Consider the following 23,946-nt stretch of genomic DNA (forward strand, 5'->3'; position numbering starts at 1 on the left):
GCCCTCCGCCCGCCCCGCGCCGACCGCGCCAACGCCCTGCACGCCGGCGCCTGGTGGCTCTGGGCCCTCGGCCTCGCCACCGCCGCCTCCCGCACCACCAACCCGCTCCTCCTCGCCCTCCTCGTCGCCGTCGCCGGCTACGTCGTCGCGGCCCGCCGCACCGACGCTCCCTGGGCCCGCTCGTACGCCCTCTTCCTCAAGCTCGGCCTCGTCGTCATCGCCCTCCGCCTGCTCTTCGCGACCTTCCTCGGCTCGCCCATCCCCGGCACCCACACGCTCTTCACCCTCCCCGAGGTCCCCCTCCCCGAGTGGGCGCAGGGGGTGCGCCTCGGCGGCCGGGTCACCGCCGAGCAGCTGACGTTCGCCGGCTACGACGGCATGAAGCTCGCCACCCTCCTCATCTGCGTCGGCGCCGCCAACGCCCTCGCCAACCCGGCCCGGCTGCTGAAGTCCCTGCCCGCCGCGCTGTACGAGCTGGGCGTCGCCGTCGTCGTCGCGATGACCTTCGCCCCGCACTTCGTCGCCGACGTCGCCCGGCTGCGCCGCGCCCGCCGGCTGCGCGGCCGCGACGACCGCGGGCTGCGGGCCCTGCTGCAGGTCGGCCTGCCGGTGCTGGAGGGCGCGCTGGAGCGGTCGGTGGCGCTGGCCGCCGCCATGGACGCCCGGGGCTACGGCCGTACGGCACAACTCCCCCGCGCCGTCCGCCTCACCACCGCCGCCCTCACCCTCGGCGGGCTCCTCGGCGTCTGCGCCGGCACGTACGGGCTGCTCGACGCCTCCGGCGCCGGCTACCGGCTGCCCGTGCCGGCGCACGGCACCGCCGCGGCGGCCGGCGGGCTGTGGCTCGGCGGGCGCCGCGCGGTGCGCAGCCGCTACCGGCCCGACCGGTTCGGGCCGCGCGCGTGGCTGGTCGCCGCCTCCGGCGCGGCCGTCGGGGGCCTGATGATCTACGCCAACTCCTACGCCCCCGCCGCCCTGCACCCCGTCGTCGTACCGCTGACCGCGCCGGAGCTGCCGCTGTGGCCGGCCGCGTGCTGCCTGCTCGGCCTGCTGCCCGCGCTGGTCGCGCCCGTACCGCCGCGACCGCCACGACCACCGCGACCGCCGCGATCGCCGCGAAGCCCGCGACCGCCCAGACCCGCCGAGGACCGACCGCGCAAGGAGACCGCCCAGTGATCCGTTTCGAGGACGTGTCCGTCGTCTACGACGGCGCCGCGAAGCCCGCGATCCGGGGCGTGGACCTCACCGTCCCCGAGGGCGAACTCGCGCTGCTCGTCGGCCCGTCGGGAGTCGGCAAGTCGACACTGCTGAACGCCGTCTGCGGGCTCGTGCCCCACTTCACCGGCGGCACGCTGCGCGGCCGCGTCACCGTCGACGGCCGCGACACGCGCACGCACCCGCCGCGCGAACTCGCCGACGCCGTCGGCACGGTGGGACAGGACCCGCTGGCCCACTTCGTCACCGACACCGTCGAGGACGAACTCGCCTACGGCATGGAGTCGCTCGGCCTGCCCCGCGACACGATGCGGCGGCGCGTGGAGGAGACCCTCGACCTGCTGGGCCTGACCGAGCTGCGCGACCGGCCGATCGCCTCCCTCTCCGGCGGCCAGCAGCAGCGGGTCGCGATCGGCTCGGTGCTGACGCCGCACCCGCGGGTGCTGGTGCTGGACGAGCCGACGTCGGCGCTGGATCCGGCGGCGGCCGAGGAGGTGCTGGCGGTGCTGCAGCGGCTGGTGCACGACCTGGGTACGACGGTGCTGCTGGCGGAGCACCGGCTGGAGCGGGTGGTGCAGTACGCGGACCAGGTCATCGTGCTGCCGTCCCCGGGCGCGGCGCCGACGGCGGGCGCACCGGCGGACATGATGGCGGTCTCGCCCGTACGTCCGCCGGTGGTCGCGCTCGGCCGGCTGGCGGGCTGGTCGCCGCTGCCGCTGACGGTACGGGACGCACGCCGCCGCGCGGCGCCGCTGCGCGAACGGCTGGCGAACCTGGCACCGCCGCCCCGCACCGGGGGACGCGTCCCGCTCATCACCTCCACCCGCGCCCCCGCCCCCGTCGCCGTCGCCGCCGAGCGGCTCACCGTGCGACGCGGGCGGGCCGAGGTGCTGCGCGGGGTGTCGCTGTCCGTGGCCGCCGGCGAGACGGTCGCCCTCATGGGCCGTAACGGCGCGGGCAAGTCCACGCTGCTGGCCGCCCTGGTGGGCCTGCACCGCCCGGCGGCCGGCTCCGTACGGCTCGGCGACCTCGCCCCGCACCGCACCCGGCCCGCCGAACTCCTGCGGCACGCCGGGCTCGTACCGCAGGATCCGCGGGACCTGCTGTACGCGGACACCGTCGCCGCCGAGTGCACCGCCGCCGACGCCGACGCGCAGGCCGCGGCCGGCACCTGCCGGGCCCTGGTCGCGGAGCTGCTGCCGGGCGTATCGGACGACGCCCACCCGCGCGACCTGTCCGAGGGCCAGCGGCTCGCCCTCGCCCTCGCCGTGGTCCTCACCGCACGCCCGCGGCTGCTGCTGCTCGACGAGCCGACCCGGGGCCTCGACTACGCGGCCAAGGCCCGGCTCGTCGGCGTACTGCGCGAACTGGCCGCGGCGGGCCACGCGATCGTGCTGGCGACGCACGACGTGGAGCTGGCCGCCGAGCTGGCGCACCGGGTGGTGATCCTGGCGGACGGCGAGGTGGTCGCCGACGGGCCGACCGCCGAGGTCGTCGTCGCCTCGCCGTCGTTCGCGCCGCAGGTGGCGAAGATCCTGGGCCCGGCGGGCAGCGGGGCGGAGGGGACGCCGTGGCTGACGGTCGCCCAGGTCCGCGATGCCCTGGAGGCGGCGGCATGACCGCCGCCCCACCCGCCGCCCCCACCCCGCGGCGCCGGCCGCAGGCCCTCCGTGTCGTCCGCCTCGGCCCCGTCTCCGCCGCCGCCCTGCTCCTCGTCTCCGCCGTCGGCGTCGCCGCCTTCGGCTGGCCGCTCCTCGCCGGGCCCGACTCCGACCTCGCCCACTCCGGCGACGCCCCCTGGCTCTTCGCCGCCCTGCTCCCCCTCCTCGTCGCCGTCGTCGGCGCGACCATCGCCGACTCCGGCCTCGACGCCAAGGCCGTCGCGATGCTCGGCGTGCTGGCCGCCGTGGGTGCGGCGCTGCGGCCCCTGGGCGCCGGTACGGCCGGGATCGAACCGATGTTCTTCCTCATGGTGCTCTCCGGCCGGGTGCTGGGGCCGGGCTTCGGGTTCGTGCTCGGGGCCGTGACGATGTTCGCTTCGGCGCTGCTCACGGGCGGGGTCGGGCCCTGGATGCCGTTCCAGATGCTCGCGATGGGCTGGGTCGCGATGGGTGCCGGGTTGCTGCCGGGGGCGGAGCGGCTGCGGGGGCGGCGGGAGTTGTGGCTGCTTGCCTCGTATGGAGCAATCGCCTCGGTCCTCTACGGGACGATCATGAATCTCCAGGGGTGGCCGTATCTCAGCGGTATGTCTACGGGCGTGTCGTTCGTCGCGGGCGATCCGCTGCCGGAGAACCTCGCCCGTTTTGTCGCGTACTGCCTTGCCACGTCGCTGGGTTGGGATCTGCCGCGCGCGGTGGTGACGGCGGTGTGCACGCTCACCCTCGGCCGGGCCGTGCTCGCCGCGCTGCGCCGGGCCACTCGAAAGGCGGCATTCGGCGCACCGGTGACATTCGAGGCGCGAACCGCCTGAATGCGCGGGCATCTCATATGTGAGATAGCGTCCAAGTCATGGCAGACGACTACCTCGTGCGTATCGGCCGACTCATCCGTGACGCCCGGCAGCACCGGGGATGGTCGCAGAGTCAGCTGGCCGGAGCGCTGGGCACCAGTCAGAGCGCCGTCAACCGCATCGAGCGCGGCCACCAGAACATCAGTCTGGAAATAATCGCGCGCATCGGCGAGGCGCTGGACAGCGAGATCGTGGCCCTGGGCACGGCGGGCCCGATGCATCTGCGGGTCAGCGGCGGCCGTCGGCTCTCCGGCGCGATCGACGTCAAGACCAGCAAGAACGCCTGCGTCGCGCTGCTCTGCGCCACCCTGCTGAACTCCGGGCGCACGGTGCTGCGCCGGGTGGCGCGGATCGAGGAGGTGTTCCGGATCCTGGAGGTCCTGAACAGCGTCGGGGTGCGTACGCGCTGGATCAACGACGACGCCGACCTGGAGGTCGAACCGCCGGCCGAGCTGGACCTCGACGCCATGGACCACGAGGCGGCGCGCCGCACCCGCAGCGTGATCATGTTCCTCGGCCCGCTGCTGCACCGCGCGGAGCGCTTCAAGCTCCCGTACGCGGGCGGCTGCGACCTCGGCACCAGGACCGTGCAGCCGCACATGACCGCGCTGCGCCGCTTCGGCCTGGACGTGACCGCGACCGAGGGCGTGTACCACTGCGAGGTCGTCCCCAGCATCGCGCCCGACCGCGCCATCGTGCTCACCGAGCGCGGCGACACCGTGACCGAGAACGCGCTGCTGGCCGCCGCCCGGCACGACGGCGTGACGCTGATCCGCAACGCCAGCTCCAACTACATGGTTCAGGACCTCTGCTTCTTCCTGGAGCACCTGGGTGTGCGCGTGGACGGCGTGGGCACCACCACGCTGCGCGTGCACGGTGTGCCGGTGATCGACCGGGACGTCGACTTCTCCCCCTCCGAGGACCCGGTGGAGGCGATGAGCCTGCTGGCGGCCGCGGTGGTCACGTCGTCGGAGCTGACGGTGCGGCGGGCGCCGGTGGAGTTCCTGGAGATCGAGCTGTCGGTGCTGGAGGAGATGGGCCTCGACCTCGACCGCACCCCGGAGTACAGGGCCGACAACGGCCGCACGCGGCTGGTGGACCTGACCGTACGGCCGTCGAAGCTGCAGGCGCCGACCGACAAGATCCACCCGATGCCGTTCCCCGGCGTCAACATCGACAACGTGCCGTTCTTCGCGGCCATCGCCGCCTCGGCGCAGGGCTCGACGCTCATCCACGACTGGGTCTACGACAACCGCGCCATCTACCTCACGGAACTGACCCGCCTGGGCGCCGGCGTCAAGCTGCTCGACCCGCACCGGGTGCTGGTCGAGGGCCCGACGCGGTGGCGCGAGACGGAGATGATGTGCCCGCCGGCGCTGCGCCCCGCGGTGGTGGTGCTGCTGGGGATGATGGCGGCGGAGGGAACGTCGGTGCTGCGCAACGTCTACGTCATCAACCGCGGCTACGAGTCCCTGGCGGACCGCCTCAACTCGGTAGGCGCCCGCATCGAAACGTTCCGCGACATCTGAGGTGCCGCAGCGGGAGCCGCCTCCGGGTGATGCGACTCCCGCTGCCGGCCCGTGCCGCTGTTGGATCGCCCAGCCGACGGCGCACTCGGCGGAACGGGGCTGGTGGCTGCCGGTACGGAGCTCGCCAAATTCGGTGAGGCGATTCCAGGAATAGAGCTCGCTGCCATTCCACGGGACAAGGACAGGTCTGGAAACCCTACCGAACCGCATACCGGACCTGGAGATGGATGGCCTGACGAAGTCCTTGATCACTGATCTGTTCTCGTAAGGCCGCTGGCGGCGGTACCTCTGCCCGGGTAGGCTGAGGGTCCTGCAGTCTGCCGAGTGGAGATAATTCATGCCCTGGTTACCCACATCCTCCGACATTCCCCTTGAGGGCTGGTGGATTCTGGCTGCGTCGGCAGTCCTCATACATCTGGTCTACGTTCCCAAGTGGGGCGCTTCGAGACCCATCGAGAGGGCGGTCGCGTTCGCCTATCCGGTGATCGCGTTCATAGGAAGCGTGTTCGTCGGAGTGTCGGCCGACGCCTCCGAAGAGCTGTTCTGGGCTGGGTACGTCTGGGTAATGCTGACGCCGACGCTCATCATGGCAGGCAACGGCAGGGAGATGGACAAGGCGGAACGGGCCCAGAAGAAGCAGGGCGGGAATCTCCAGGATTACGTGCCGAGCAACGTCAAGAAGCGTATGCGGGCCCAGACCGTCGGGGCGCTGCTCCTGGGCTTATGGCTGATCGTCACGTCCCAAGAAGGTGTGGGGTAGGGGGGCAGAATGAAGCAGGCCAAAATGGTGGCGATACAGATATGGATCACCACCTTCGCATTCCTCGTCGTTGTCATCGGCAGGAGCACAGAGACGACAGTGATCGGACTCGGAGTCGGGGTGTGCTCCGGGATCGCCTCACTGCTGACGATTCAAAGCACGAAACGCGCTCTTGCCCGGCAGGGAAAAAGGGTGAGCAGGAATCCGTTCCGGCTGCCCTGATCACGCGGTGTAGCAGGGCTCTGCACCGACAGCCCGCGGCGGGGTACGGGTCCCCGGCGGACCGCGCCGGCTCCGTCGGCGTTCGCATCGAGTCCTTTCGCGACAACGGTCGCGCTTCGGGGCTCCGAGCGCGACGACGTACCCCTGCGCACGCGCAAGCAGTGGACACAGGGCTGTAGTTGTGCCGCGGCACCGGACGAGTCGGAAAGGCGCCGAGGGACCTGTTGAGGGAGGCGGACCAGCCGACGGCCGGTCCGTACCAGTTGGCCCTGGCGGGGATACACCGGGCCGGGCTCATCCACCGCGGCCTCAAGCCGCTCAGCGGCCCCGGCCGGCGTGGGCGAATTCGCCCGGGGTGATGCCGTAGGTGCGGACGAACCAGCGGTGCAGGTGGCTCTGGTCCGCGAAGCCCGCGGCCGCGGCGGCCGCGGCGCCGCTCTCCCCCGCCGTCAGGCGGCGTCGGGCGTCGCGGAGCCGCAGGAGGCGCTGCAGGTCGCTGGGCGACATCCCGTACTCCGCCTGGAACGCCCGGTACAGGGCGTAGCGGCTGCAGCCCGCCGCCGCGGCCAGTTCCGCCGCCGGGATCTCCTCGGCGAACCGCTCCCGGAGCACCGCCCGCGCCCGCCGGGCGGCGGCGGTCTGCGGGCCGCCGGGGCGCGGCGTGCGCTCGCGCGGCGGGGCCGTCGAGGCGCGGTGGACCATCGCCGTCACGGCGGCGGTCAGCCGCTCGTCGCGTACCAGCGGGCCCGCGTCCTCCGTGAGCGCCGCGTGCAGCCGCAGCAGGGCGCGCCACAGCGGCGGGTCGCGGTGCACGGGGTCGGCGAAGAGCGGGAGGGCGGCCCGGTCGGCGGGGCGCGTGCCGGCGTCGGCGAGGACGTCGCGGACGACGTCGGGGCCGATGTGCACCATCCGGTACGTGAACCCCAGCTCGGTCGCCGCCTCGCCGTCGTGCGGGTCGTCGGGGTTGAAGGCCATGACGAGGCCGGCGGCGGAGGTGTGCGAGCCGCCGCGGCAGACGAAGCGCTGGGCGCCGGTCTCGGTGAGGCCGAAAGAGTAGGCGTCGTGGCTGTGGCGGTGGAAGACGTGCTCCTCGAAGTGGGCGCGCATGGCCTCCACCGGCCGCTGCGCGTCCCGCCAGTAGGAGACCCAGTCGCTCACGCCCTCCATGGTGCCGCACGAGCGTTCAAGACCGCCGCGCCGCGGGCCGGGCACGCTGGCGGCATGCGCTTCGACACCAAGATCGCCGTGGTCGTACGGCATGACCTGGCCGCCTGGCAGCGGCTGAACGTCACCGCCTTCCTGTGCAGCGGCGTCGCCCACGCCGCCGACGACGTCATGGGCAAGCCGTACGAGGACGCCTCCGGCAACACGTACCTGCCGATGTTCCGCGAACCCGTCCTCGTCTTCGCCGCCGACGCCGCCGGCCTGACCCGTACCCACACCCGGGCCCTGTCCCGCGGTCTGGCCACCGCCGTCTACACCGACGAGCTGTTCGCCACCGGCAACGACGACGACAACCGCGCCGCCGTCCGCGACGTCACCGCCGCGGACCTGTCCCTGGCGGGGCTCGCGGTCTACGGCCCGCGGAACGCCGTGGACCGTACGGTCAAGGGGCTGAGCCTGCACACCTGAGCCCGCCCACCTGAGCTCGCGCACCTGCCCCGCCCCGCCACTCAGAGGTAACGCCCCCACCCTTCCTCCGGCGCCTGGCCGACCTCCAGCCGGCGCAGCTTCCGCAGCGTCCCCGGGTCCTGCGCGTCGAGCCAGTCGGCGAGTTGCCGGAAGGACACGCACCGCACGTCCTTGCGGGGGCAGACCTCTTTGACGGTCTCCTCGATCGCGCGCATGTACGCGCCGTCGTGCCAGGTCTCGAAGTGGTTGCCGACGATCAGCGGCGCGCGGTTGCCCTCGTACGCGCGCTCGAAGCCGGCGAGCAGCCCGTCGCGCATCCGCGCCTCGGCGTTGGCGGCGGTGGTGAGCGGGTTGACCTTGAAGTTGTAGTCCATGGTCAGCTCCTCGCGGTCGCTGCCGGGATACGGCACGAGCTGCATCGACAGGTCCCACAGCCCGTCCTTCTTCGCCGGCCACACCTGCTGGGACACGCCGCTGGTGTCGTACCGCCAGCCCAGCTCGCGGGCGGCGGCGCGGAGGTTGTCGCGCCCTTCGAGGCAGGGGGTGCGGGCGCCGGTCAGCTCCTTGTCGTAGTCGAAGGGCAGCGGCTCGGCGTCGTGCCGGCCGGTGTGGGTCTTCCACCGCTGCACGAACCGCTTGGCCTGCGCGATCTCGCTCTTCCACTCCTCCTTCGACCAGCTCGCGACGCCGGTGGGGCCGCAGAAGTGGCCGTTGAAGTGGGTGCCGATCTCGCTGCCGTCGAGCCAGGCGCCGCGGACCTGCTCGACGGTTTCCTTGATGTGCGCGTCGCTGAGCAGCCCGATGTCGGAGGCGCCGGGGGCGTGGCCGGGGGCCTGGTAGAGGGAGCGCTTGGACTCGGGCAGAAGGTAGATGCCGGAGAGGAAGTACGTCATGGCGGCGTCGTACTTCCGCCCCACCTCCCGGAAGTGCTCGAAGAGCCCGTCGCCGACCTCGCCGGCGCCGTCCCAGGAGAAGACGACGAACTGCGGCGGCTTCTCCCCGTCGGCGAGCCTGCGCACCCGCGGCTGGCGGGGCTGTGCGCCGGTCCACGCGGTGGACCCGTCCCCGATGAGCCGCACCCCCCGCGCCCCCGGCACACCCCCCTCGCTGCTCCCGCCCCTCTCGGCCGCCCCGGCCCCCCGCGCGTCGTCCCGCGAGTCACCCCGCCCGCCGTCCCCGGGCCCCGCACACCCGCCGGCCGCCGCCGGCACCAGCACCGCCACCGCACACACCCCGACCACCGCACGCCTCGCCCTGCCCATGGGTCACCTCTCTCCCGCGTCGCTTCACCGGAGTGATAACCCGAAAAACACACAAATACCGCCCCCTCACCCGATCACCCGCAGACATACGCCCCCCCCCGGCCGCCCCCAACCGGCCCCGCCGGACCCCGCAGAGCCGCCCACAGCCCGAAATGCCTGCCCTCGGGGTCACCGAGCGCGCCGTCATGCCTTCTTGACGCGGCGCCTCGGGAAAGCCGATGGTGTGCAACGTCCTGCGACCCACTCGGCAGGTGAGGTGGTCAGGACGTCCGGTTTCCGTACCGCATCCTCGAACTGGATCAGAAGGGCGTGCGATGAAGCCGAAGATCCTCCACTTCGACGAACTGCTCTCCTCGGCCACACAGTCCGCCCTGCATCTGGAGATGCGGGACACGTACGGCGTGGCCGAGGAAGAGGAGGAGATCCGCCTCTGGTTGTCCGGTAAGTGGACCGTCGATGACGGCCGCAAAGCCCTCGGCGGCTGGATGGACCTTGTCTCCGGCACCGTTGCACGGGGGGTGTCGGTACGCCGGGCACGGGTCGTCTCCACACCGGTGACGACGTACATCCGCTACGAACACGCACACACGCCGCTCAACCTGGAGGCCGGCGAGGACGTGCGCTGGCTGCCATGCCGCCAGGCGCTGGGTATCCCCTTGCCGGCCAACGACTTCTGGCTGATCGACACCCGCGTGGTCCGCTTCAACCACTTCTCCGGCGACGGTGCGGCCGTCGAGCCGGAAATGAGCGACGACCCAGCCGTGACCGCCCTCTGCGGGTCCGCTTTCGCGGCAGTTTGGGAGCGAGCCATCCCGCACGCGGAGTTCCGGATCTGAGGCACCGCCACGGTCAGCCGACGCGCCCTCTCCGTCGAAGCGCCCGGGCCTGCTGGCAAGTTCCGGCAAGTTCCTTCCCCCTCGAAGACCGGCGGGCAAGCTCAGACATGCAGATCGACGCCTACACCGGAGGTGGACACCATGGCGCTACGCAGGCTGGGCAAGGACCCGGAGAGTCCGAGCGGCGGGTCTCCCACCATCTACCTGAACGACGAGAAGGACACCTACCTCGTCCAGGGATGGAAAGTGGACGACCGTGACCGCCGCGACCAGATGGACGTCCCCGGTCACGAGGACGTCATCGAGATTCCGCGCCGCATGGTCCAGTTTTTCTTGGAGGTACAGGATGACGAGGGTTCCGACGTTCGAGGAGCTGTTCCGCAGCAGCCGTGAGTCGGCGGTGCACCTGGAGATGCGGGACGCGTACATGAAGTCGGACCCGGCGTACGTCGACTGGCAGAAGGGAATCCGGCTCGATCCGGCGGAGCGCTGGGCCGACTGGCACTCGATCGTCTCCGAAGCCGTGGGGCGGGGCGTCGCGGTCCGGCGGGCCCGCATCGTGTCCGAGCCGGTCAGCAGGTACATCCGATTCGAGCATGAGGTCACCGATGGCCTGAACATCGCCGCAGGAGAGATCGTACGCTGGTTGCCCCGCAACCGGGCAGGCGGCGTCGCCCTACCGGCCAACGACTTCTGGCTGTTCGACGGTTCTCTTCTTCTGGTCAATCATTTCGACGGCGAAGGCGAAATGCTCCCCTCCACCGTGAGTGAGGACCCACAGGAGATCAAGCTCTGCGCCGACGCATTCCTGGCAGTCTGGGGACGCGGCGTCGCGCACGCCGATTACCGGCCCGCCTGACAGCAGGAGCAAGCGCCCCACCCTCATGTCGTCGCCCTCCTCCAGCGTCCACGAGGCCCGCAGGGCCCTCGGCCGGCGCCTGCGGGAAATCCGGAAAGACTCCGGGCTCACCGCGCGAGCGCTGGCCGAGCGTGCGGGCTGGCACGAGTCAAAGTGCTCCCGCTTCGAGAGCGGAGCCCGTAGCCCTTCCGAAGCCGATCTCCGTGCCTGGGCGGCACACTGCGGCGTGCCGCACCTTGCCGACGACCTCGTCTCCGCCGCCCGGGGCATCGACGGCATGTACGTCGAATGGCGCCGCATGGAACGCTCCGGCCTGCGCACGGCCCAGGAATCGGTAGTCCCCTTGTGGGAGCGCACCCAGCGCTTCCGGATCTACTCCTCGTGGCTCATCCCCGGCCCTGTCCAGACAGCGTCCTTCCCGCCCTCCCACCTGACCGGAGCCGCACATGTCCTTGCGGATGCTCCTGCCCGACGCGGACGTCCTGTTGTACTCCTGGCCGACGGAGCCGTACGTCGTCGACCGCGACCCGACCGAGCTGGACCGTACGATCACCCCGGCCCTCCTCGACGACTACCTGTCCTCCGGCTGCGTCCCCGCCGCCGAGATCGCCGCGGTCAGGGCGCCGCACCCGTCCCTCAACCGCGACGCCTTCATGACCGGCGGGCGCACGGACCCGGTCAAGCTCGCCGGGCTCCGGGACAACGGCTTCACGCTGCGCCTCGGCAACCTCCAGCGCGTCATCCCGTTCCTGGCCGGGTTCTCGCGCGGCATCCAGGCGGAGACCGGCTACTCCACCCACGTGCACGCCTTCGTCACGCCCGCCGGCGGGCAGGGGCTGCGCCACCACTGGGACCAGCAGCTCGCCGTCGTCGTGCAGCTCGGCGGCGTGAAGACCTGGCCGCTCTGGCACCCTCCGGTCGAGGCGCCGATGCGGCACTACAACGAGTCCTGGCGGGTCTGGCGCTCCGAGTACGTGGACGAGTGGGAGGCCGCCGGTCCGGATCTGGAGGTCGTTCTCGCGCCCGGCCAGGCGCTCGTGCTGCCCCGGGGCTGGGTGCACAACCCGCACTGCCGCGGCGCCTCGGAGGAGAGCGTCCACCTGACCTTCGCGATCCGCGAGCGCACTCCCTACTGGCTGTGCGAGCGGTTGCTTGACCAGGTCCTCGCCGATCCTGCGTTCCGGCAGGTCCTCCCGCCGGACGACATCACCGGCGAGAAGCTCGGGGCCCGGCTGCGGGAGGTCAGGGGAGCGCTCGTGAGCTTCCTGTCCGCGATGGATCCCGGGAGTCTGGCCGGTACGGTGCGCGAGGCCGCACTCAGCGAGCTGGAGCACACCACGTAGACGGGCTCGGCGGCCTGAAGCGGGCGGGCCCTTCGGGGGCGTGCGGTGGACGGGACGTAGGAGACCGGCCGACGCACGGCCCCGCACCGGCCCCGCACCAGCCCTGCGCCGGGTCAGCGCCGGGGCCGGCGGTTTCGCGGGCCGGGCGCGGCTTGCCGCGGCACCGCGCCCGCGCTGCTGCCGGCGCGGCGGTTCGTCCCGCGGCGCTTACGCTGGCGGCGGAGAAGCGGCGCGTACGGCGTTCCGGAGGCGGGCGCGTCGCCCTGTCGGCTGAGAGGTGACCTGTGCCCAGCGTGGTGAAGATCAACGTACTGACCGTTCCCGCCGAGCAGCGGGAGGCGCTGGAGAAGCGCTTCGCCGCCCGCGCCGGCCTGGTGGAGAGCGCCGATGGCTTCGAGTGGTTCGAACTGCTCCGCCCTGTGGAAGGGACCGACAACTACCTCGTGTACACCCGCTGGCGCAGCGAGGAGGACTTCCGCGCCTGGATGGAGGGTTCGATGAAGCAGGCCCACCAGGGTGGCGGCGAGGGTGGCGAGCAGCGGCGGCCCGCGGCCACGGGCTCCGAAGTATGGACCTTCGAGGTGAGGCAGCAGGCAGCACCCGCGGCACCGCCCGCGTCCACCGAGACCCCCGACTGACAGACACCCCAGCGCTGACGTGTCAAGCAGAGAGTGGGGCGGCCTGGACCTGAGCGGCACCGCCACCCGGGCCGCAGGGCGCGGCGCGGGGGATCCGCGCCGCGCCCGCGTGCTCAGCGGCCGGGCAGGGCCGTCAGCAGCCGGAGAGCGTGGACTCCAGCGCCGACTTCTCCGCCTCGTCGGCGGTCAGGTCGTACGTGTGCTTGACCCACACCCACATGCTCGCGTAGGTGCAGTGGTAGTCGGCCAGCGGCGGCATCCACTCCGCCGGGTCCCGGTCGCTCTTGGACTGGTTGACGTTGTCGGTCACGGCGAGCAGCTGCGCGACGTCGAGGTCGTTGGCGAACTGCTCGCGCTCGCCGGTGCTCCACCGGCTGGCGCCCGAGCGCCAGGCTTCGGCGAGCGGCACCATGTGGTCGATGTCGACGTCCGAGGCGGCGGTCCACGTCTCGCCGTCGTACGGGGAGTACCACGAGCCGCTGATCGCGGCGCAACTGCTGTCCTGCTCGACGTCGGTGCCGTCCCGTTCGAGGACGACCTCGCGGGTGTTGCAGGCCCCGTACTGGGTGCTCCAGTGCGGGAAGAGGTCGCGGTCGTAGCCGTCGGAGGAGCCCTCGGGCGCGGTGGTGATCTCCGCGAGGTAGCCGAGGGCGGTGTCGGCGTCGGGCGGGGTGGGCGGTTCGGCCTGGGCGGTGGGTGCCGCGGTCAGCAGCAACGCCGCGGCCGCGAACGGCACCGCGAGGTTACGCGCGTAGACCTTCAGCCGCGAGAGCGGCGGCTGGGAAAAGCCGGACATACGAACTCCCGGATCTATGGGGGGTGTTGTGCAGGTGCACGTGGATGATGACGCCGTGCAGTGTCGTTTCTGCAGGCGCCAGGTAACACCTTGAGGACATGGCCATGTCACGCACAAGACCGCGGGGCGGATCAGCCCTCCTCACGCCCCCGGCGCCGCCACCCCCCGACCGGGCTACTCTCGGCTGATGTTGCCCGTCAACGGTGCCCTCGCGGCCGTGCTCAGCGCCCTGTTGGCCGCCGCCGTCGCCGTCGCGGCGGTGGCCCGGCTCGGGGAGGGGCACGAACACCGGCGGGAGGGCGGCGGCGGCCGCGGCGGGCGAGACGGGAAGCGCGGAGGGGGCGGGAAGGGCCGTAGCACCCGGTGGGGCTCACCACACGCGCGCGCCGTCGCCACTGCCGGCGCGCGTGCCGCCGCCCAACTCGCCGCCGTCTCCCTCGTCATCGGCTACGTCGTACGCGCCGTGCCCCTGCTCCTCGCCTTCGTGGCCCTGATGTTCGCCGTCGCCACCTGGACCGCGGGCCACCGCATCACGCACAACCGCACCTGGCGCTGGACCGCCGCCCCCATCGCCGCCGGCGTGGTCCCGGTCGTCGGCACGCTGCTGCTGACCGGGCTGGTCGCGGTGGACGACATCGCCCTCATCCCGGTCAGCGGCATCCTCATCGGCGGTGCGCTCACCGGCACCGTCCTCGCCGGCCGGCGCGCGCTCGACGAGCTGGCGGCCCGGCACGGCGAGGTGGAGGCGGCGCTCGCGCTGGGCTTCCCCGACCACGAGGCCCGGCTGGAGATCGCCCGGCCGGCCGCCTCCGACGCGCTCATCCCCGGCCTCGACCAGACCCGCACGGTGGGACTCGTCACACTCCCCGGCGCGTACGTCGGCATGCTGCTGGGCGGTGCGTCGCCGGTCGAGGCCGGTGCGGTGCAGCTGTTCGTGCTGGTCGCGCTGATGGCGGTGCAGGCGGTGGCGGTCGCGGTGGTGCTGGAGCTGGTGGCCCGCGGCCGGGTGCACCGCCTACACTCGGAGCCGTCTGAAGGGGAGTAGCCCTCAGCCGGTGCCGTCGACATACTGCCCAGCCCGCTGGGCCGGCGCCCGGAGCGCGGAACCGCACGGCCGGTCGGCCGTGGCCTCCGCGCCGGCGAGACCTTCGGCCGCAGTGTCGTTTCCGTTGACGCTGCCGTGCCGAGGTCTGCCCACGTGCTTACGTTCTCGGTACGGCGCCCGACCGAGAGTAGGAACCTTGCTCAGCCTCAGCACCGTCGCGATCGTCTTCGGCGTCGTCTTCCTCGCCGAACTGCCCGACAAGACCGCGCTCGCCGGCCTCATGCTCGGCACCCGCTTCCGCGCCTCCTACGTCTTCGCCGGCGTCGCCGCCGCCTTCTTCGTCCACGTCGGCCTCGCCATCGCCGCCGGCAGCCTGCTCGCGCAGCTTCCGCAGCGGCCGGTGCAGGCGATCGTCGGCCTGCTGTTCCTGGCGGGCGCGCTGGTCCTGCTGCTGAAGAAGGACGACGGCGAGGAGGAGGTGAAGGCCCCCGCCGACCAGAGCTTCCTCAAGGTGGCGGGGGCGGGCTTCACGCTGATCCTGGTCGCCGAGTTCGGCGACCTGACACAGATCATGACCGCGAACCTCGCCGCGCGGTACGACGACTGGCTGTCGGTCGGGGTCGGCGCGGTGCTGGCGCTGTGGGCGGTGGCCGCGATCGGGATCGTGGGCGGGCGGACGCTGATGCGGTACGTGCCGCTGAAGCTGATCACGAAGGTGGCGGCGGGGGTGATGCTGGTGCTGGCGGGCTTCAGCATCTACGAGGCGGTCAGCGGCTAGACCGCCCCCGGCCGGGGGGCGCAGGCCCGGGGGGGCGCCCACCGAGGGCGCCGGCCCGGGGGGCGCCGGCTACGCGGGCGCCAGGCGCAGCGCGCCGCCGCCCAGCGGCCGGACCCGTACCCCCGCCAGCGTCTCCACGTGCACGTCCGGCTTCTCCCCGGCCGCCCGCGGGCCGACGCCCACGACCCGCATCCCGGCCGCGCGGGCCGCGGCGATGCCCGCCGCCGCGTCCTCGAAGACGACGCAGTCGGCGGGCGCGAAGCCGAGGTCGGCGGCGCCCTTGAGGAACCCCTCCGGGTCCGGCTTGCTGGCGCTCACGCACTCGGCGGTGATGGAGATCGCCGGCACCGGCAGCCCGGCGGCGGCCATACGGGCCTGGGACAGCGCGCGGTCGGCGGACGTGACGAGCGCGTGCGGCAGCCCGGCGAGGCCGGCCAGGAACTCCGGCGCACCGGGAACGGGCACGATGCCGTCGGTGTCGGCGGTCTCCCAGGCGAGCAGGCGGGCGTTGTCCGCGAGGTTCTGCTCGACGGGGCGCTCGGGGAAGAGGTGCGCGAGGGTGGCGTGCGCCTGCCGCCCGTGGGCGTGGCGCAGGATCTCGTCGGCGTCCTTGCCGTTCTCGGCGGCCCAGCGGCGCCAGACGCGCTCCACGACGGCGTCGGAGTTGAGGAGCGTACCGTCCATGTCGAGGAGCAGTGCCTTGAAGACACCTATGTCCGTGGGCCTGCCCATACGTAACCCCCAGGGGTCGAGAAGCGCGCGATCGTCGTTTGTTTCTCCACGATACAAAATCGCGCGCACCACGCCAAGCACCACCCTCCGGGGCCGGAGGCCGGCCCCGGCCGCGGGGGTCAGTCCAGCGGGGTGAGCAGGACGACCGGGATCTCCCGGTCCGTCTTCTGCGCGTACTCGTCGTAGAGCGGGAAGATGCCCGCCATCTGCTCCCAGAGCGCCCCGCGCTCCTCCGCGGCCGCCACCCGGGCCCGCGCGGTGAACCGCCGCGTACCGACCTGCACCCCGACGCTGGGCTCCGCCACCAGGTTCGTGAACCACGCCGGGTTCTCCGCGGCACCGCCCTTGGAGGCGACGACGACGAACGCGTCGCCCGAGGTGCCGTAGATCAGGCAGGTACGCCGGGGCGTCCCGGTCCGGCGCCCGGTCGTGGCGAGCACGAGCGTGCGCAGGCCGTCGCGCTCGTGCCCTTCGGTGCCGCCCGAGGCGAGATACGTGCGGGCGTGCTCGGCGACCCAGTCCCACTGCGAGTCGGTGGCGCGGTCGAGGTCTGCGGCGGTGGCCATGGCGGCGCTCCTTCCGGTACGTGAGGCGACCACGTTGGCCGCATCCACCCCGGGGACGGAGCCGCCACGCCGTTCTCGACACCCGGCCCCGACTTTCCGCAAACTTCCGCGTCGCCGTCGCCGTCGCCGACCGCCGTGACGAAGGGCACCGGGATCCCGGCGGAGCAGGGCTCACGGCTCCTTCGTCATCGACTCCAGCGCGCGGCGCGTCGCCGGGCCGTAGACCCCGCGTTCGTCGTCCTCGATGTCGTTGTCCTGCTGGAAGCGGCCGACCTTCTGGCTCGTGAAGAAGCCGTAGTCGCCTTCGGGGTCGGGCAGGCCCCTGTAGCCGGCCTCGTCGAGCCGCTTCTGCAACTCGACGACCTCCGGGCCGCTGTCGCCCTCGCGCAGGGTGGGCGGCGGGTCGGCGTTGTCCCGTCCGCCCGGGGTGGTGCCGGAGGTGGGGTCGTTCGATGCGGTGGGGTCGGCGGTGGGCGGGTTGCCGGTGACCTGGCCGGCCTCGCTGCGCCGGGTGGGGGCCCTCCCGGGGTCGCCCGCCGCGGTGCTGGGCTGGTCGGAGGTGGTGGGGCTCGGCTCCGCGGGGTCGCCGGTGGGGGCGGAGGCGGACGGGGCGCCGGAGGGCGTGTCCTCGCGGGCCGGCTTCGTACCGCCGCCGGTGGGCAGTGCGGTGATGGCGTCCGGCTTCGGTACGGCGCGGTCGTCGCCCCCGTCGTCCGAGAACAGCCCCGAGCCGAGGAGCCCGACGCTGAGCGCCGCCACGACACCGCCGACCGTGAGCACGAGGGTCAGCCGGCGGCGACCGCGCGCGGCGCGACGTTCGCGGGGGTGGCGCGGGCGGTGCGGGCTGTCCGGGGCGTAGGGATCGCGGGGGTCTTCAGCGTCGTACGGGTCGAGGGGGCCGCGGGGTCCGGTGTGGCCGTCGGCGAAGAGGCCCAGGTCCGCGTCCGCGGGCCCGTCGGGCGCCGGGCCGAGGGGCTGCGTGTCCCCCGGTCCTGCGGGAAGCACCGGCGGCCCCTGACCCTCCGGCCACCCCTGGCCCGCCGACCGGCCCGCGTCCCCCGGCCACCCCCGGCCCTCGTGCCGGCCCGGGTCCCTCGGCCATTCCTGGTTCTCCGCCTGCCCCTGGCCCTCCGGCCGCACCGCCGTCGCGCCCCCGTAGCCCACCGGCGGCCCGTCCCCCGTCGCGCCGTACGGCTCCCCCGGCTCCTGCCCCGCCCCCGGCACCTGCATGACGTACGGCCGCACCAGCCGCCGCTCCTGCTCCTGCGCCCCGCCCGCGCCCGCCGCCGCGCCGCAGGCGCAGCCCTGCCCGCCCCCTTCCTGGAGCGGCTCACCGCACGTGCGGCATGCGCGAGGTATCACCGTGCTCCCCCTCCTGTGGGATGCAGGCGATTATGCAGACCCCCCGGAACCCCGCGCACCGCACCCGGCCCCAATCCGGCCCGAGCGGACCGTCCCGGCGGGCCGTATCGGCGCATCCGGGCGACTATGAGGCAAACGTCAAGAGCACCACGCGCACCACGCCCACCACACACCCCCCCCCAACCGCACCCCCAGCCAACCGAGGGAGCCGCGCATGTCCCAGAGCGCCGGCGCGCCACCAGCGGCGGAGGTGCCGGGGCAGGGCCTCCCGCGCCGCACCGTGCTGCTGTCGATGGCGGCGCTGCTCTCCGGGATGCTCCTCGCCGCCCTCGACCAGACCATCGTCGCCACCGCCCTGCCGACGATCGTCAGCGACCTCGGCGGCATCGAACACCTGTCGTGGGTGGTCACGGCGTACCTCCTCGCCGCCACCGCCGGCACCCCGCTCTGGGGCAAACTGGGCGACCAGTACGGCCGGAAAAAGCTCTTCCAGACGGCCATCGTCATCTTCCTCGCCGGCTCCGCACTCTGCGGCGTCGCGCAGGACATGGGCCAGCTCATCGGCTTCCGCGCGCTCCAGGGCGTGGGCGGCGGCGGGCTGATGTCGCTGGCGATGGCGATCGTCGGGGACATCGTGCCGCCCCGCGAACGCGGCCGGTACCAGGGCCTGTTCGGCGCGGTCTTCGGCGCCACCAGCGTCCTCGGCCCGCTCCTCGGCGGCATCTTCACGCAGCATCTCAGCTGGCGCTGGGTGTTCTACATCAACCTGCCCATCGGCCTCGCCGCGCTCGTCGTCATCGCCGTCGTGCTGCACATCCCGCGCCGCGCCACCAGGCACCGCATCGACTACCTCGGCACCGCCCTCGTCGCCTCCTTCGCCATCTGCCTGGTCGGCGTCGCCTCCCTCGGCGGTACGACCTGGGCGTGGGACTCCTGGCAGGTGGCCGCCGCCGGGCTGCTGGCGGTCGCGCTGCTCACCGCGTTCGTGCAGGTGGAGCGGCGGGCGGCGGAGCCCGTCATCCCGCCGCAGCTGTTCGGCATCCGCACGTTCACGCTCTGCTCGGTGATCGGGTTCGTCGTCGGCTTCGCGATGTTCGGTGCGATGACGTACCTGCCGACCTTCCTGCAGGTCGTACGCGGCGTCTCCCCGACCAGCTCCGGCGTGCACATGCTGCCGATGGTCGCCGGCGTGCTCATCGCCTCCACCGGCTCCGGCCAGCTCATCAGCCGCACCGGCCGCTGGAAGGTCTTCCCGGTGCTGGGCACCGCGGTCACCACCGTCGGCCTGCTCCTGCTGCACCGCCTGCGCGCCGGCACGGGCACCTGGGAGCTGAGCGGCTCCTTCTTCGTCTTCGGCTTCGGCCTGGGCCTGGTCATCCAGGTGCTCGTGCTGGCCGTGCAGAACGCCGTCTCGTACCGCGACCTGGGCGTCGCCACCTCCGGCGCCACCTTCTTCCGCTCCATCGGCGCCTCGTTCGGCGTCGCCGTCTTCGGCACGGTCTTCACCGCCCGGCTGGGCGACAAGCTGGACGCCGAGCTGCGCGGCGTGCCGCTGCCGCCGGGGCTGAGCCTCGACACGCTGGAGTCCGACCCGCGCGCCATCGCCCGGCTGCCGCCCTCGCTGCGGCCGGAGGTGGTGGACGCGTACTCGACGTCGATCACGGACGTCTTCCTCTACGCCGCGCCCGTCGCGCTGCTCGCCTTCGTCGTCGCGCTGTTCCTGCGCGAGGACCCGCTGCGCGGGACCGTCACCGTGCCGGACGGCAGCGAGACGGTGGCCACCCACCCGGTGGAGCGCTCGCCGCGCGACGAGGTGTGCCGCGCGCTGAGCGCGCTCAGCACCCGGGAGGGACGGCGGGAGCTGTACGCGGACATCACCCGGCGGGCGGGCCTGGACCTGCGGCCGGCGTCGAGCTGGCTGCTGCTGCGCATCCACAGCTACGGGTCGGCGGAGCCGGTGGACCTGACGGAGCGTACGGGGCTGCCGCTGCCGGTCATCTCGGCGGGGGCGCGGGAGCTGGAGGAGCGGCGGCTCGCGCGGCGGGAGGGGATGCCGCTGGTCTGTACGGAGGAGGGCGCGCGGCTCGCCGGGCGGCTGGCGGCGGCGCGGCGGGCGGCGCTGGCGGAGCTGCTGGGCGACTGGTGGACGCCGGACCGGCCGACGGATCTGACGGAGCTGGTGGCGGAGTTGTCGGCGGAGATGTGCGGGTCGGACGAGGAGGCGCCGGACGGGGATGCGGTGGAGAAGGGCCCGCCCGGCCACGGCCCCGTCCCCGGATCGGGCTCGGGCTCGGGCTAGCTCCCCGGACGGGATCCCCGACCGGGCCGGGGCCGCGGGACAGCAGGTGAGCGGTTGCCCTGGAGTGATGCGGGTTACATCTGGTCCCCCGTGCGATTTCCCCTGATGCGCCAGGCGTACGCTGTCATCCGCCCGGCGCTCCGGCCCGCGGCAGCCGACCCGGACGACGACCGGGAGACGACGGGGAACAGGGGAACAGTGGAGTTTGTGGGGTCACTGAGCGGTACCCCGTGGATGTACGCGCTCGTTGCCACCTCGGTACTCCTCGACGTCTTCCTGCCGCTGCTGCCCAGCGGCGCGCTGGTGATAATGGCCGCCACCGCCGCGGCCGGCACCACCACCGCGGCCGACGCCGTACGCAACGGCGCCACCCTGCCCGCCGCCGACCACCTCGTCGAGCTGCTGGCCCTGATGCTCTGCGCCGCGACCGCCTCCGTCCTCGGCGACATGCTCGCGTTCCGGCTGGCCAGCAGGGGCCGCGAGAGGTTCGCCAACTCCCGCTACCTGGTCCGCGCGCAGGAGCGCCTCGGCCACCACCTCAGCGGCCGGCGCGGCGGCGGGATCGTCGTGCTGGCCCGGTTCGCGCCCGCGGGGCGCAGCGTGGTCAGCCTGGGCGCGGGGGCGGCGCACCGGCAGGCACGGGAGTTCCTGCCGTGGTCCGCGCTCGCCGGGCTGCTGTGGGCCGCGTACGGCGTGACGCTGGGGTACTTCGGCAGCCGCTGGCTGGGCGCGGGCTGGCTGGCCACGGGCGTCTCGGTGCTGGCGCTCTTCGCCGCCGGGCTCGGCGCCGCGTACCTGGTCCGCAGGCCGCGGCCGCAACCGACCGGCTCCGGCTCGGGCTCGGGCTCCGACTGAGAACCGAGGGCTCCGGCTCAGAAGCCGGGCTCCGGCTGAGAAGCGGGGCTCCGGTTGAGAAACCGGGCTCCGGGTCAGACCGGCTGCCTGCCGGATCGGACCGGCCGAGCACCGGCCGCAACCGGCTGCCGACCCGGGCCGCCCGTCCCGTCTCCCCGCGGAGATCCCCGCTCAGCCGCGCAGGTAGTCCGCCACCTCGTCCGCGACCGCCCGGCTGTACCGCTCCAGCCCCGGGGACCTGGCCGGGCACGGCCGCCCGCCCTCCGGCGTCGGCGCGAGGCAGAAGTGCAACGGGTCGTCGTCGCGGTGCAGCTGCGCGGTGTCGCCGGGGCCGGTGCACAGGCCGGCGGTGCGCCGCTCGTGGTCGTTGCACGGCAGGTACTGCGTCCACCGCCCGTCGTCGCCGCGCAGCTCGCGGCCGCCGTCGGCCAGCAGGTCGCCGGAGTTCTCGGCCTGCTGCTCGTAGAGGGCGTTGACCTGCTCGATCCGGTCGGGGTGCAGCGCGTCGGGCGGCTGCTGCACCCACACGAGCCGGGGCCGCGGCACGTCCGCCTCGCGCGCGGCGTCGGCGATCTGCCCGGTCAGCGCGCGCATGTCCGCGGCGTAGCGCTCGTAGTACTCGGGCGTCCCCCACTCGACGCCCTCCATGCAGGGCGTGTAGCCCCAGGTGTTGCCCCAGAACTGGAGCACGATCACGCCCGGTTCGCGCTCCTTCACCAGGGCCGCGGCCTTGTTCTCGGCCGCGACGAGCGAGCGCCCGGGGCGGCCCTGGAGGTAGTCGCAGACGGTCACGCCGGCGACCGGTTCGCTGGTGTACGCGTCGACGCGGTCCGAGCGCTCCAGCCGGTCGCCGAGGATGTCCTGCGCCTCCATGGCGAGGGAGTCGCCGAGGTAGAGCACGTCCTGCGGCTCCCGCGGCGCCGTGCCGCCGCCCCCGCCGCCGCTCTCCGCACCGGAGGAGGGGGACGGCGAGTCCGGGGCTGGGTCGGGCGAGGCGGGGTGGGCACGGCCCGGGGCCTGGTTCCGTACCGCCTCGTCCACGGGGTCGCCGTCGTCGGACCGCGACACCGCGCCCCAGCCGACGGCCACGGCCACCAGCAGCGCGGCGAGCACGGGCGCCGCCCAGCGCTTCGCGTCCATCGGATCCTCCGGTCGTCCGGGCAACTGGCCAGTAGGGTACGGAGCCTAGTGCGCCCGGGTCGAGGTCTCCGCCCGTTCCCCGCGGACGGTTGCGGACCGCCTCGGGCCGTGCGGGCGTGGCGGAGGACGGTTGTCGGCGGTCAGGCGTCCGCCCCGTAGCGGGCGGCCACCGCGCCGTACGCCTCCTTCTTCTCCCACCGCTCCGTCTCGCCCTCCGCGAACCGGACCACGCCGAAGCCGGCCATGTCCAGGTCGTGCCGCGGGTCGTCCGGGGCGTGCGGGAAGTCCCGCATGGCGAAGGTGAAGACGAAGCAGCCGTGGATGCCGTGCTCGGCGTACAGGTCGATGAGTTCGGTCAGGTACGCCGCCTGGGTGCCCTCGTCGCGCACGTGCCCCTTGCGCACCTTCGGCTTGTCGGCGAACCACTGCACGATCCTGAACGACCCCGGTCCGCGCCGTTCCGCGCCCACGTGCGCCCCACAGCCGAACTCGGTGACGACCAGCGGCTTGCCCTGCTCCTCCGCCGTGCGCCGCCGGGCGTCGAGGCCGCGCTCGTAGGCGGCCGTGTCGGTGCCCATGCGGTAGTAGTTGACGCCGACGACGTCGAAATCGGTCCAGTCGACGTCCTCCCAGTAGCCCGCCCCGTAGGTGATCGGGCCGTCGAAGACGCCGCGCGCGGTCGCGAGGGCGTCGGCGAGGAGCGGGCGGAGCTTGCGGGTGATCCGGCGGTCGAAGAACCGCCGCCAGCGCACCAGCACCTGCAACCGCACGAACACCCGCGGCCCCGGCAGCATGCCGCGCTGGGTGAGGGAGAACTCGGTGCCCACGAGCAGCGTCACCCGCCCCGGGTACGCGGCCCGCAGCTTCTCGGCGGCGGCACCCGTCTCGGCGAGGTGGGCGTGCAGTTCGGCACGGGGGCGGTCGGTCAGGTAGGGGCGCACGTAGACGTCGAGCCCGGCCTCCAGCGCGATCCGCGCGGCCTCCGTCTGCGCGGCCACGTCGGTGCCGATGAGCATGACGGTGGTGCAGTGCAGCTCGTCGCGGATGGCGCGCATGTCGGCGCGTACGGTGTCGGCACCGGTCTCGCCCGTGACGTACGAGATGCCTCTGACGGTCAGGCTCATGCCGACCATGGTGGCGCACGCCGGACGGCTCGTTGTCACCGAGGCCGATATCCGGAACGGGGCGCCCGCGCAGAGGTCCAGTGGGGTGGAAGTGGCCACGGACCGGAGCGGGTGCGGGCCCGTAGCGTACGTGGACGGTCGCCGGCCGGCGACCGTGTCGCCGCAGGTCGCAGCGGGGTTGCCCGCGCGCCGCCGCCGTCCGCCCGCCGCCGTCCGCCCGCCGCGCTCTCGCCGTACGACAAGGAGGCCCCCGTGCACCCCGCCCTCGCCGCCGACCTCGACCGCTTCGACCAACTCCTCGACGCCGCCCGCGCCCGCATCGACCTGCGCCCTCACGTGCTGGCTCTCGCCGGCCCGCGCGGGCGGCGTCGAGCAGCGCGCGCAGCAGCTCCGGCGGCGCCTGGTAGCCGCACTCCACGACGTACCGCAGCCATTCCGGGGTCA

The 23,946-nt window shown here is 73.4% G+C and carries 24 protein-coding genes and 2 pseudogenes; 18 read left to right on the plus strand and 8 right to left on the minus strand.

Annotation, left to right across the window (positions count from 1 at the left end; all coding sequences use genetic code 11):
• The 6 genes from ABD317_RS13915 to ABD317_RS13940 form a co-directional block, all read left to right on the plus strand.
• Positions 1–1,176: CbiQ family ECF transporter T component (locus tag ABD317_RS13915; protein WP_344290306.1), on the plus strand; the 1,176-nt coding region annotated here is incomplete at its 5' end.
• Positions 1,173–2,834, plus strand: coding sequence for an ABC transporter ATP-binding protein (locus tag ABD317_RS13920; RefSeq protein ID WP_344290307.1), 1,662 nt, complete (start codon positions 1,173–1,175; stop codon positions 2,832–2,834). The genes ABD317_RS13915 and ABD317_RS13920, both read left to right, overlap by 4 nt.
• Positions 2,831–3,685, plus strand: a complete 855-nt coding sequence (locus tag ABD317_RS13925) for an ECF transporter S component (RefSeq protein WP_344290308.1) — start codon at positions 2,831–2,833, stop codon at positions 3,683–3,685. Before ABD317_RS13920 ends, ABD317_RS13925 begins: the two co-directional genes overlap by 4 nt.
• Positions 3,686–3,723: 38 nt before the next feature.
• A complete protein-coding gene (locus ABD317_RS13930) occupies positions 3,724–5,253 on the plus strand; it encodes a UDP-N-acetylglucosamine 1-carboxyvinyltransferase (RefSeq protein ID WP_027755846.1) in 1,530 nt (509 codons plus the stop codon).
• A 337-nt stretch (positions 5,254–5,590) separates the two neighbouring features.
• Positions 5,591–6,013: a hypothetical protein gene (locus tag ABD317_RS13935; RefSeq protein WP_344290309.1), complete on the plus strand. Its 423-nt coding sequence runs from the start codon at positions 5,591–5,593 to the stop codon at positions 6,011–6,013.
• A gap of 9 nt (positions 6,014–6,022) precedes the next feature.
• On the plus strand, positions 6,023–6,235 hold the full coding sequence (locus ABD317_RS13940) for a hypothetical protein (RefSeq protein WP_344290310.1): 213 nt from the start codon (positions 6,023–6,025) through the stop codon (positions 6,233–6,235).
• Positions 6,236–6,553: 318 nt separating this feature from the next.
• Here the strand turns inward: ABD317_RS13940 and ABD317_RS13945 are convergent, their stop codons facing one another.
• The gene (locus ABD317_RS13945) at positions 6,554–7,402 is read right to left on the minus strand and encodes an AraC family ligand binding domain-containing protein (protein ID WP_344290326.1); all 849 of its coding nucleotides are present in this window, start codon (positions 7,400–7,402) and stop codon (positions 6,554–6,556) included.
• 54 nt (positions 7,403–7,456) lie between these two features.
• On the opposite strand from ABD317_RS13945, the gene ABD317_RS13950 reads away from it, so the two are divergent.
• Positions 7,457–7,867 (plus strand): DUF2000 family protein, encoded by a 411-nt coding sequence (locus ABD317_RS13950; RefSeq protein ID WP_344290311.1) that lies wholly within the window; start codon positions 7,457–7,459, stop codon positions 7,865–7,867.
• 41 nt (positions 7,868–7,908) lie between these two features.
• On the opposite strand, the gene ABD317_RS13955 is transcribed toward ABD317_RS13950, so the two are convergent.
• Complete coding sequence (locus tag ABD317_RS13955) at positions 7,909–9,129, minus strand: polysaccharide deacetylase family protein (protein ID WP_425582361.1); 1,221 nt, start codon at positions 9,127–9,129, stop codon at positions 7,909–7,911.
• A gap of 314 nt (positions 9,130–9,443) precedes the next feature.
• On the opposite strand from ABD317_RS13955, the gene ABD317_RS13960 reads away from it, so the two are divergent.
• The 6 genes and pseudogenes from ABD317_RS13960 (at position 9,444) to ABD317_RS13985 (ending at position 12,805) form a co-directional block, all read left to right on the plus strand.
• On the plus strand, positions 9,444–9,965 hold the full coding sequence (locus ABD317_RS13960) for a DUF6879 family protein (RefSeq protein WP_344290312.1): 522 nt from the start codon (positions 9,444–9,446) through the stop codon (positions 9,963–9,965).
• 141 nt (positions 9,966–10,106) lie between these two features.
• Positions 10,107–10,358: a hypothetical protein gene (locus ABD317_RS13965; RefSeq protein WP_344290313.1), complete on the plus strand. Its 252-nt coding sequence runs from the start codon at positions 10,107–10,109 to the stop codon at positions 10,356–10,358.
• Positions 10,312–10,824: a DUF6879 family protein gene (locus ABD317_RS13970; protein WP_344290314.1), complete on the plus strand. Its 513-nt coding sequence runs from the start codon at positions 10,312–10,314 to the stop codon at positions 10,822–10,824. Before ABD317_RS13965 ends, ABD317_RS13970 begins: the two co-directional genes overlap by 47 nt.
• Positions 10,825–10,849: 25 nt before the next feature.
• A pseudogene (locus ABD317_RS13975) lies at positions 10,850–11,047 on the plus strand (helix-turn-helix domain-containing protein); the annotation flags it as partial.
• Between the two features lie 223 nt (positions 11,048–11,270).
• Complete coding sequence (locus ABD317_RS13980; protein ID WP_344290315.1) at positions 11,271–12,167, plus strand: JmjC domain-containing protein; 897 nt, start codon at positions 11,271–11,273, stop codon at positions 12,165–12,167.
• 284 nt (positions 12,168–12,451) lie between these two features.
• A complete protein-coding gene (locus ABD317_RS13985) occupies positions 12,452–12,805 on the plus strand; it encodes an antibiotic biosynthesis monooxygenase family protein (RefSeq protein WP_344290316.1) in 354 nt (117 codons plus the stop codon).
• A 133-nt stretch (positions 12,806–12,938) separates the two neighbouring features.
• Here the strand turns inward: ABD317_RS13985 and ABD317_RS13990 are convergent, their stop codons facing one another.
• Complete coding sequence (locus ABD317_RS13990; RefSeq protein ID WP_344290317.1) at positions 12,939–13,601, minus strand: HNH endonuclease family protein; 663 nt, start codon at positions 13,599–13,601, stop codon at positions 12,939–12,941.
• 184 nt (positions 13,602–13,785) lie between these two features.
• Here ABD317_RS13990 and ABD317_RS13995 point away from each other — a divergent pair, with 184 nt between their 5' ends.
• A complete protein-coding gene (locus ABD317_RS13995) occupies positions 13,786–14,646 on the plus strand; it encodes an ABC transporter permease (RefSeq protein WP_425582363.1) in 861 nt (286 codons plus the stop codon).
• Between the two features lie 196 nt (positions 14,647–14,842).
• Complete coding sequence (locus ABD317_RS14000; protein ID WP_344290319.1) at positions 14,843–15,424, plus strand: TMEM165/GDT1 family protein; 582 nt, start codon at positions 14,843–14,845, stop codon at positions 15,422–15,424.
• A 69-nt stretch (positions 15,425–15,493) separates the two neighbouring features.
• Here ABD317_RS14000 and ABD317_RS14005 read toward each other — a convergent pair whose 3' ends face one another.
• The 3 genes from ABD317_RS14005 to ABD317_RS14015 form a co-directional block, all read right to left on the minus strand.
• Positions 15,494–16,156 carry an HAD-IA family hydrolase gene (locus ABD317_RS14005; RefSeq protein WP_344290320.1) on the minus strand — a complete coding sequence of 221 codons (663 nt, stop codon included), beginning with the start codon at positions 16,154–16,156 and terminating at the stop codon, positions 15,494–15,496.
• Positions 16,157–16,275: 119 nt separating this feature from the next.
• The gene (locus ABD317_RS14010; protein ID WP_344290321.1) at positions 16,276–16,722 is read right to left on the minus strand and encodes a nitroreductase family deazaflavin-dependent oxidoreductase; all 447 of its coding nucleotides are present in this window, start codon (positions 16,720–16,722) and stop codon (positions 16,276–16,278) included.
• A gap of 171 nt (positions 16,723–16,893) precedes the next feature.
• Positions 16,894–18,084: a peptidoglycan-binding domain-containing protein gene (locus ABD317_RS14015; RefSeq protein WP_344290322.1), complete on the minus strand. Its 1,191-nt coding sequence runs from the start codon at positions 18,082–18,084 to the stop codon at positions 16,894–16,896.
• 214 nt (positions 18,085–18,298) lie between these two features.
• On the opposite strand from ABD317_RS14015, the gene ABD317_RS14020 reads away from it, so the two are divergent.
• On the plus strand, positions 18,299–20,383 hold the full coding sequence (locus ABD317_RS14020) for an MDR family MFS transporter (RefSeq protein WP_425582362.1): 2,085 nt from the start codon (positions 18,299–18,301) through the stop codon (positions 20,381–20,383).
• Between the two features lie 234 nt (positions 20,384–20,617).
• Complete coding sequence (locus ABD317_RS14025) at positions 20,618–21,238, plus strand: DedA family protein (RefSeq protein WP_344290323.1); 621 nt, start codon at positions 20,618–20,620, stop codon at positions 21,236–21,238.
• A 171-nt stretch (positions 21,239–21,409) separates the two neighbouring features.
• On the opposite strand, the gene ABD317_RS14030 is transcribed toward ABD317_RS14025, so the two are convergent.
• Entirely contained in the window at positions 21,410–22,378 is a 969-nt protein-coding gene (locus tag ABD317_RS14030; RefSeq protein WP_344290324.1) for an SGNH/GDSL hydrolase family protein, read from the minus strand.
• Between the two features lie 140 nt (positions 22,379–22,518).
• On the minus strand, positions 22,519–23,502 hold the full coding sequence (locus tag ABD317_RS14035; protein WP_344290325.1) for a glycoside hydrolase family 113 protein: 984 nt from the start codon (positions 23,500–23,502) through the stop codon (positions 22,519–22,521).
• 252 nt (positions 23,503–23,754) lie between these two features.
• Here ABD317_RS14035 and ABD317_RS14040 point away from each other — a divergent pair.
• Positions 23,755–23,946, plus strand: a pseudogene (locus tag ABD317_RS14040) (hypothetical protein); the annotation flags it as partial.

Origin of the sequence: Streptomyces synnematoformans (genome assembly GCF_039531005.1) — a bacterium.
In the GTDB taxonomy this organism is placed as follows: Bacteria; Actinomycetota; Actinomycetes; order Streptomycetales; family Streptomycetaceae; genus Streptomyces; species Streptomyces synnematoformans.

What these genes read in the sequence shown, in the direction of transcription:
- ABD317_RS13925 (WP_344290308.1), top strand. Translation starts at nt 2,831, where the DNA reads ATGACCGCCGCCCCACCCGCCGCCCCCACCCCGCGGCGCCGGCCGCAG.
- ABD317_RS13930 (WP_027755846.1), top strand. Translation starts at nt 3,724, where the DNA reads ATGGCAGACGACTACCTCGTGCGTATCGGCCGACTCATCCGTGACGCC.
- ABD317_RS13935 (WP_344290309.1), top strand. Translation starts at nt 5,591, where the DNA reads ATGCCCTGGTTACCCACATCCTCCGACATTCCCCTTGAGGGCTGGTGG.
- ABD317_RS13940 (WP_344290310.1), top strand. Translation starts at nt 6,023, where the DNA reads ATGAAGCAGGCCAAAATGGTGGCGATACAGATATGGATCACCACCTTC.
- ABD317_RS13945 (WP_344290326.1), bottom strand. Translation starts at nt 7,402, where the DNA reads ATGGAGGGCGTGAGCGACTGGGTCTCCTACTGGCGGGACGCGCAGCGG.
- ABD317_RS13950 (WP_344290311.1), top strand. Translation starts at nt 7,457, where the DNA reads ATGCGCTTCGACACCAAGATCGCCGTGGTCGTACGGCATGACCTGGCC.
- ABD317_RS13955 (WP_425582361.1), bottom strand. Translation starts at nt 9,129, where the DNA reads ATGGGCAGGGCGAGGCGTGCGGTGGTCGGGGTGTGTGCGGTGGCGGTG.
- ABD317_RS13960 (WP_344290312.1), top strand. Translation starts at nt 9,444, where the DNA reads ATGAAGCCGAAGATCCTCCACTTCGACGAACTGCTCTCCTCGGCCACA.
- ABD317_RS13965 (WP_344290313.1), top strand. Translation starts at nt 10,107, where the DNA reads ATGGCGCTACGCAGGCTGGGCAAGGACCCGGAGAGTCCGAGCGGCGGG.
- ABD317_RS13970 (WP_344290314.1), top strand. Translation starts at nt 10,312, where the DNA reads ATGACGAGGGTTCCGACGTTCGAGGAGCTGTTCCGCAGCAGCCGTGAG.
- ABD317_RS13980 (WP_344290315.1), top strand. Translation starts at nt 11,271, where the DNA reads ATGTCCTTGCGGATGCTCCTGCCCGACGCGGACGTCCTGTTGTACTCC.
- ABD317_RS13990 (WP_344290317.1), bottom strand. Translation starts at nt 13,601, where the DNA reads ATGTCCGGCTTTTCCCAGCCGCCGCTCTCGCGGCTGAAGGTCTACGCG.
- ABD317_RS14005 (WP_344290320.1), bottom strand. Translation starts at nt 16,156, where the DNA reads ATGGGCAGGCCCACGGACATAGGTGTCTTCAAGGCACTGCTCCTCGAC.
- ABD317_RS14010 (WP_344290321.1), bottom strand. Translation starts at nt 16,722, where the DNA reads ATGGCCACCGCCGCAGACCTCGACCGCGCCACCGACTCGCAGTGGGAC.
- ABD317_RS14020 (WP_425582362.1), top strand. Translation starts at nt 18,299, where the DNA reads ATGTCCCAGAGCGCCGGCGCGCCACCAGCGGCGGAGGTGCCGGGGCAG.
- ABD317_RS14025 (WP_344290323.1), top strand. Translation starts at nt 20,618, where the DNA reads ATGTACGCGCTCGTTGCCACCTCGGTACTCCTCGACGTCTTCCTGCCG.
- ABD317_RS14030 (WP_344290324.1), bottom strand. Translation starts at nt 22,378, where the DNA reads ATGGACGCGAAGCGCTGGGCGGCGCCCGTGCTCGCCGCGCTGCTGGTG.
- ABD317_RS14035 (WP_344290325.1), bottom strand. Translation starts at nt 23,502, where the DNA reads ATGAGCCTGACCGTCAGAGGCATCTCGTACGTCACGGGCGAGACCGGT.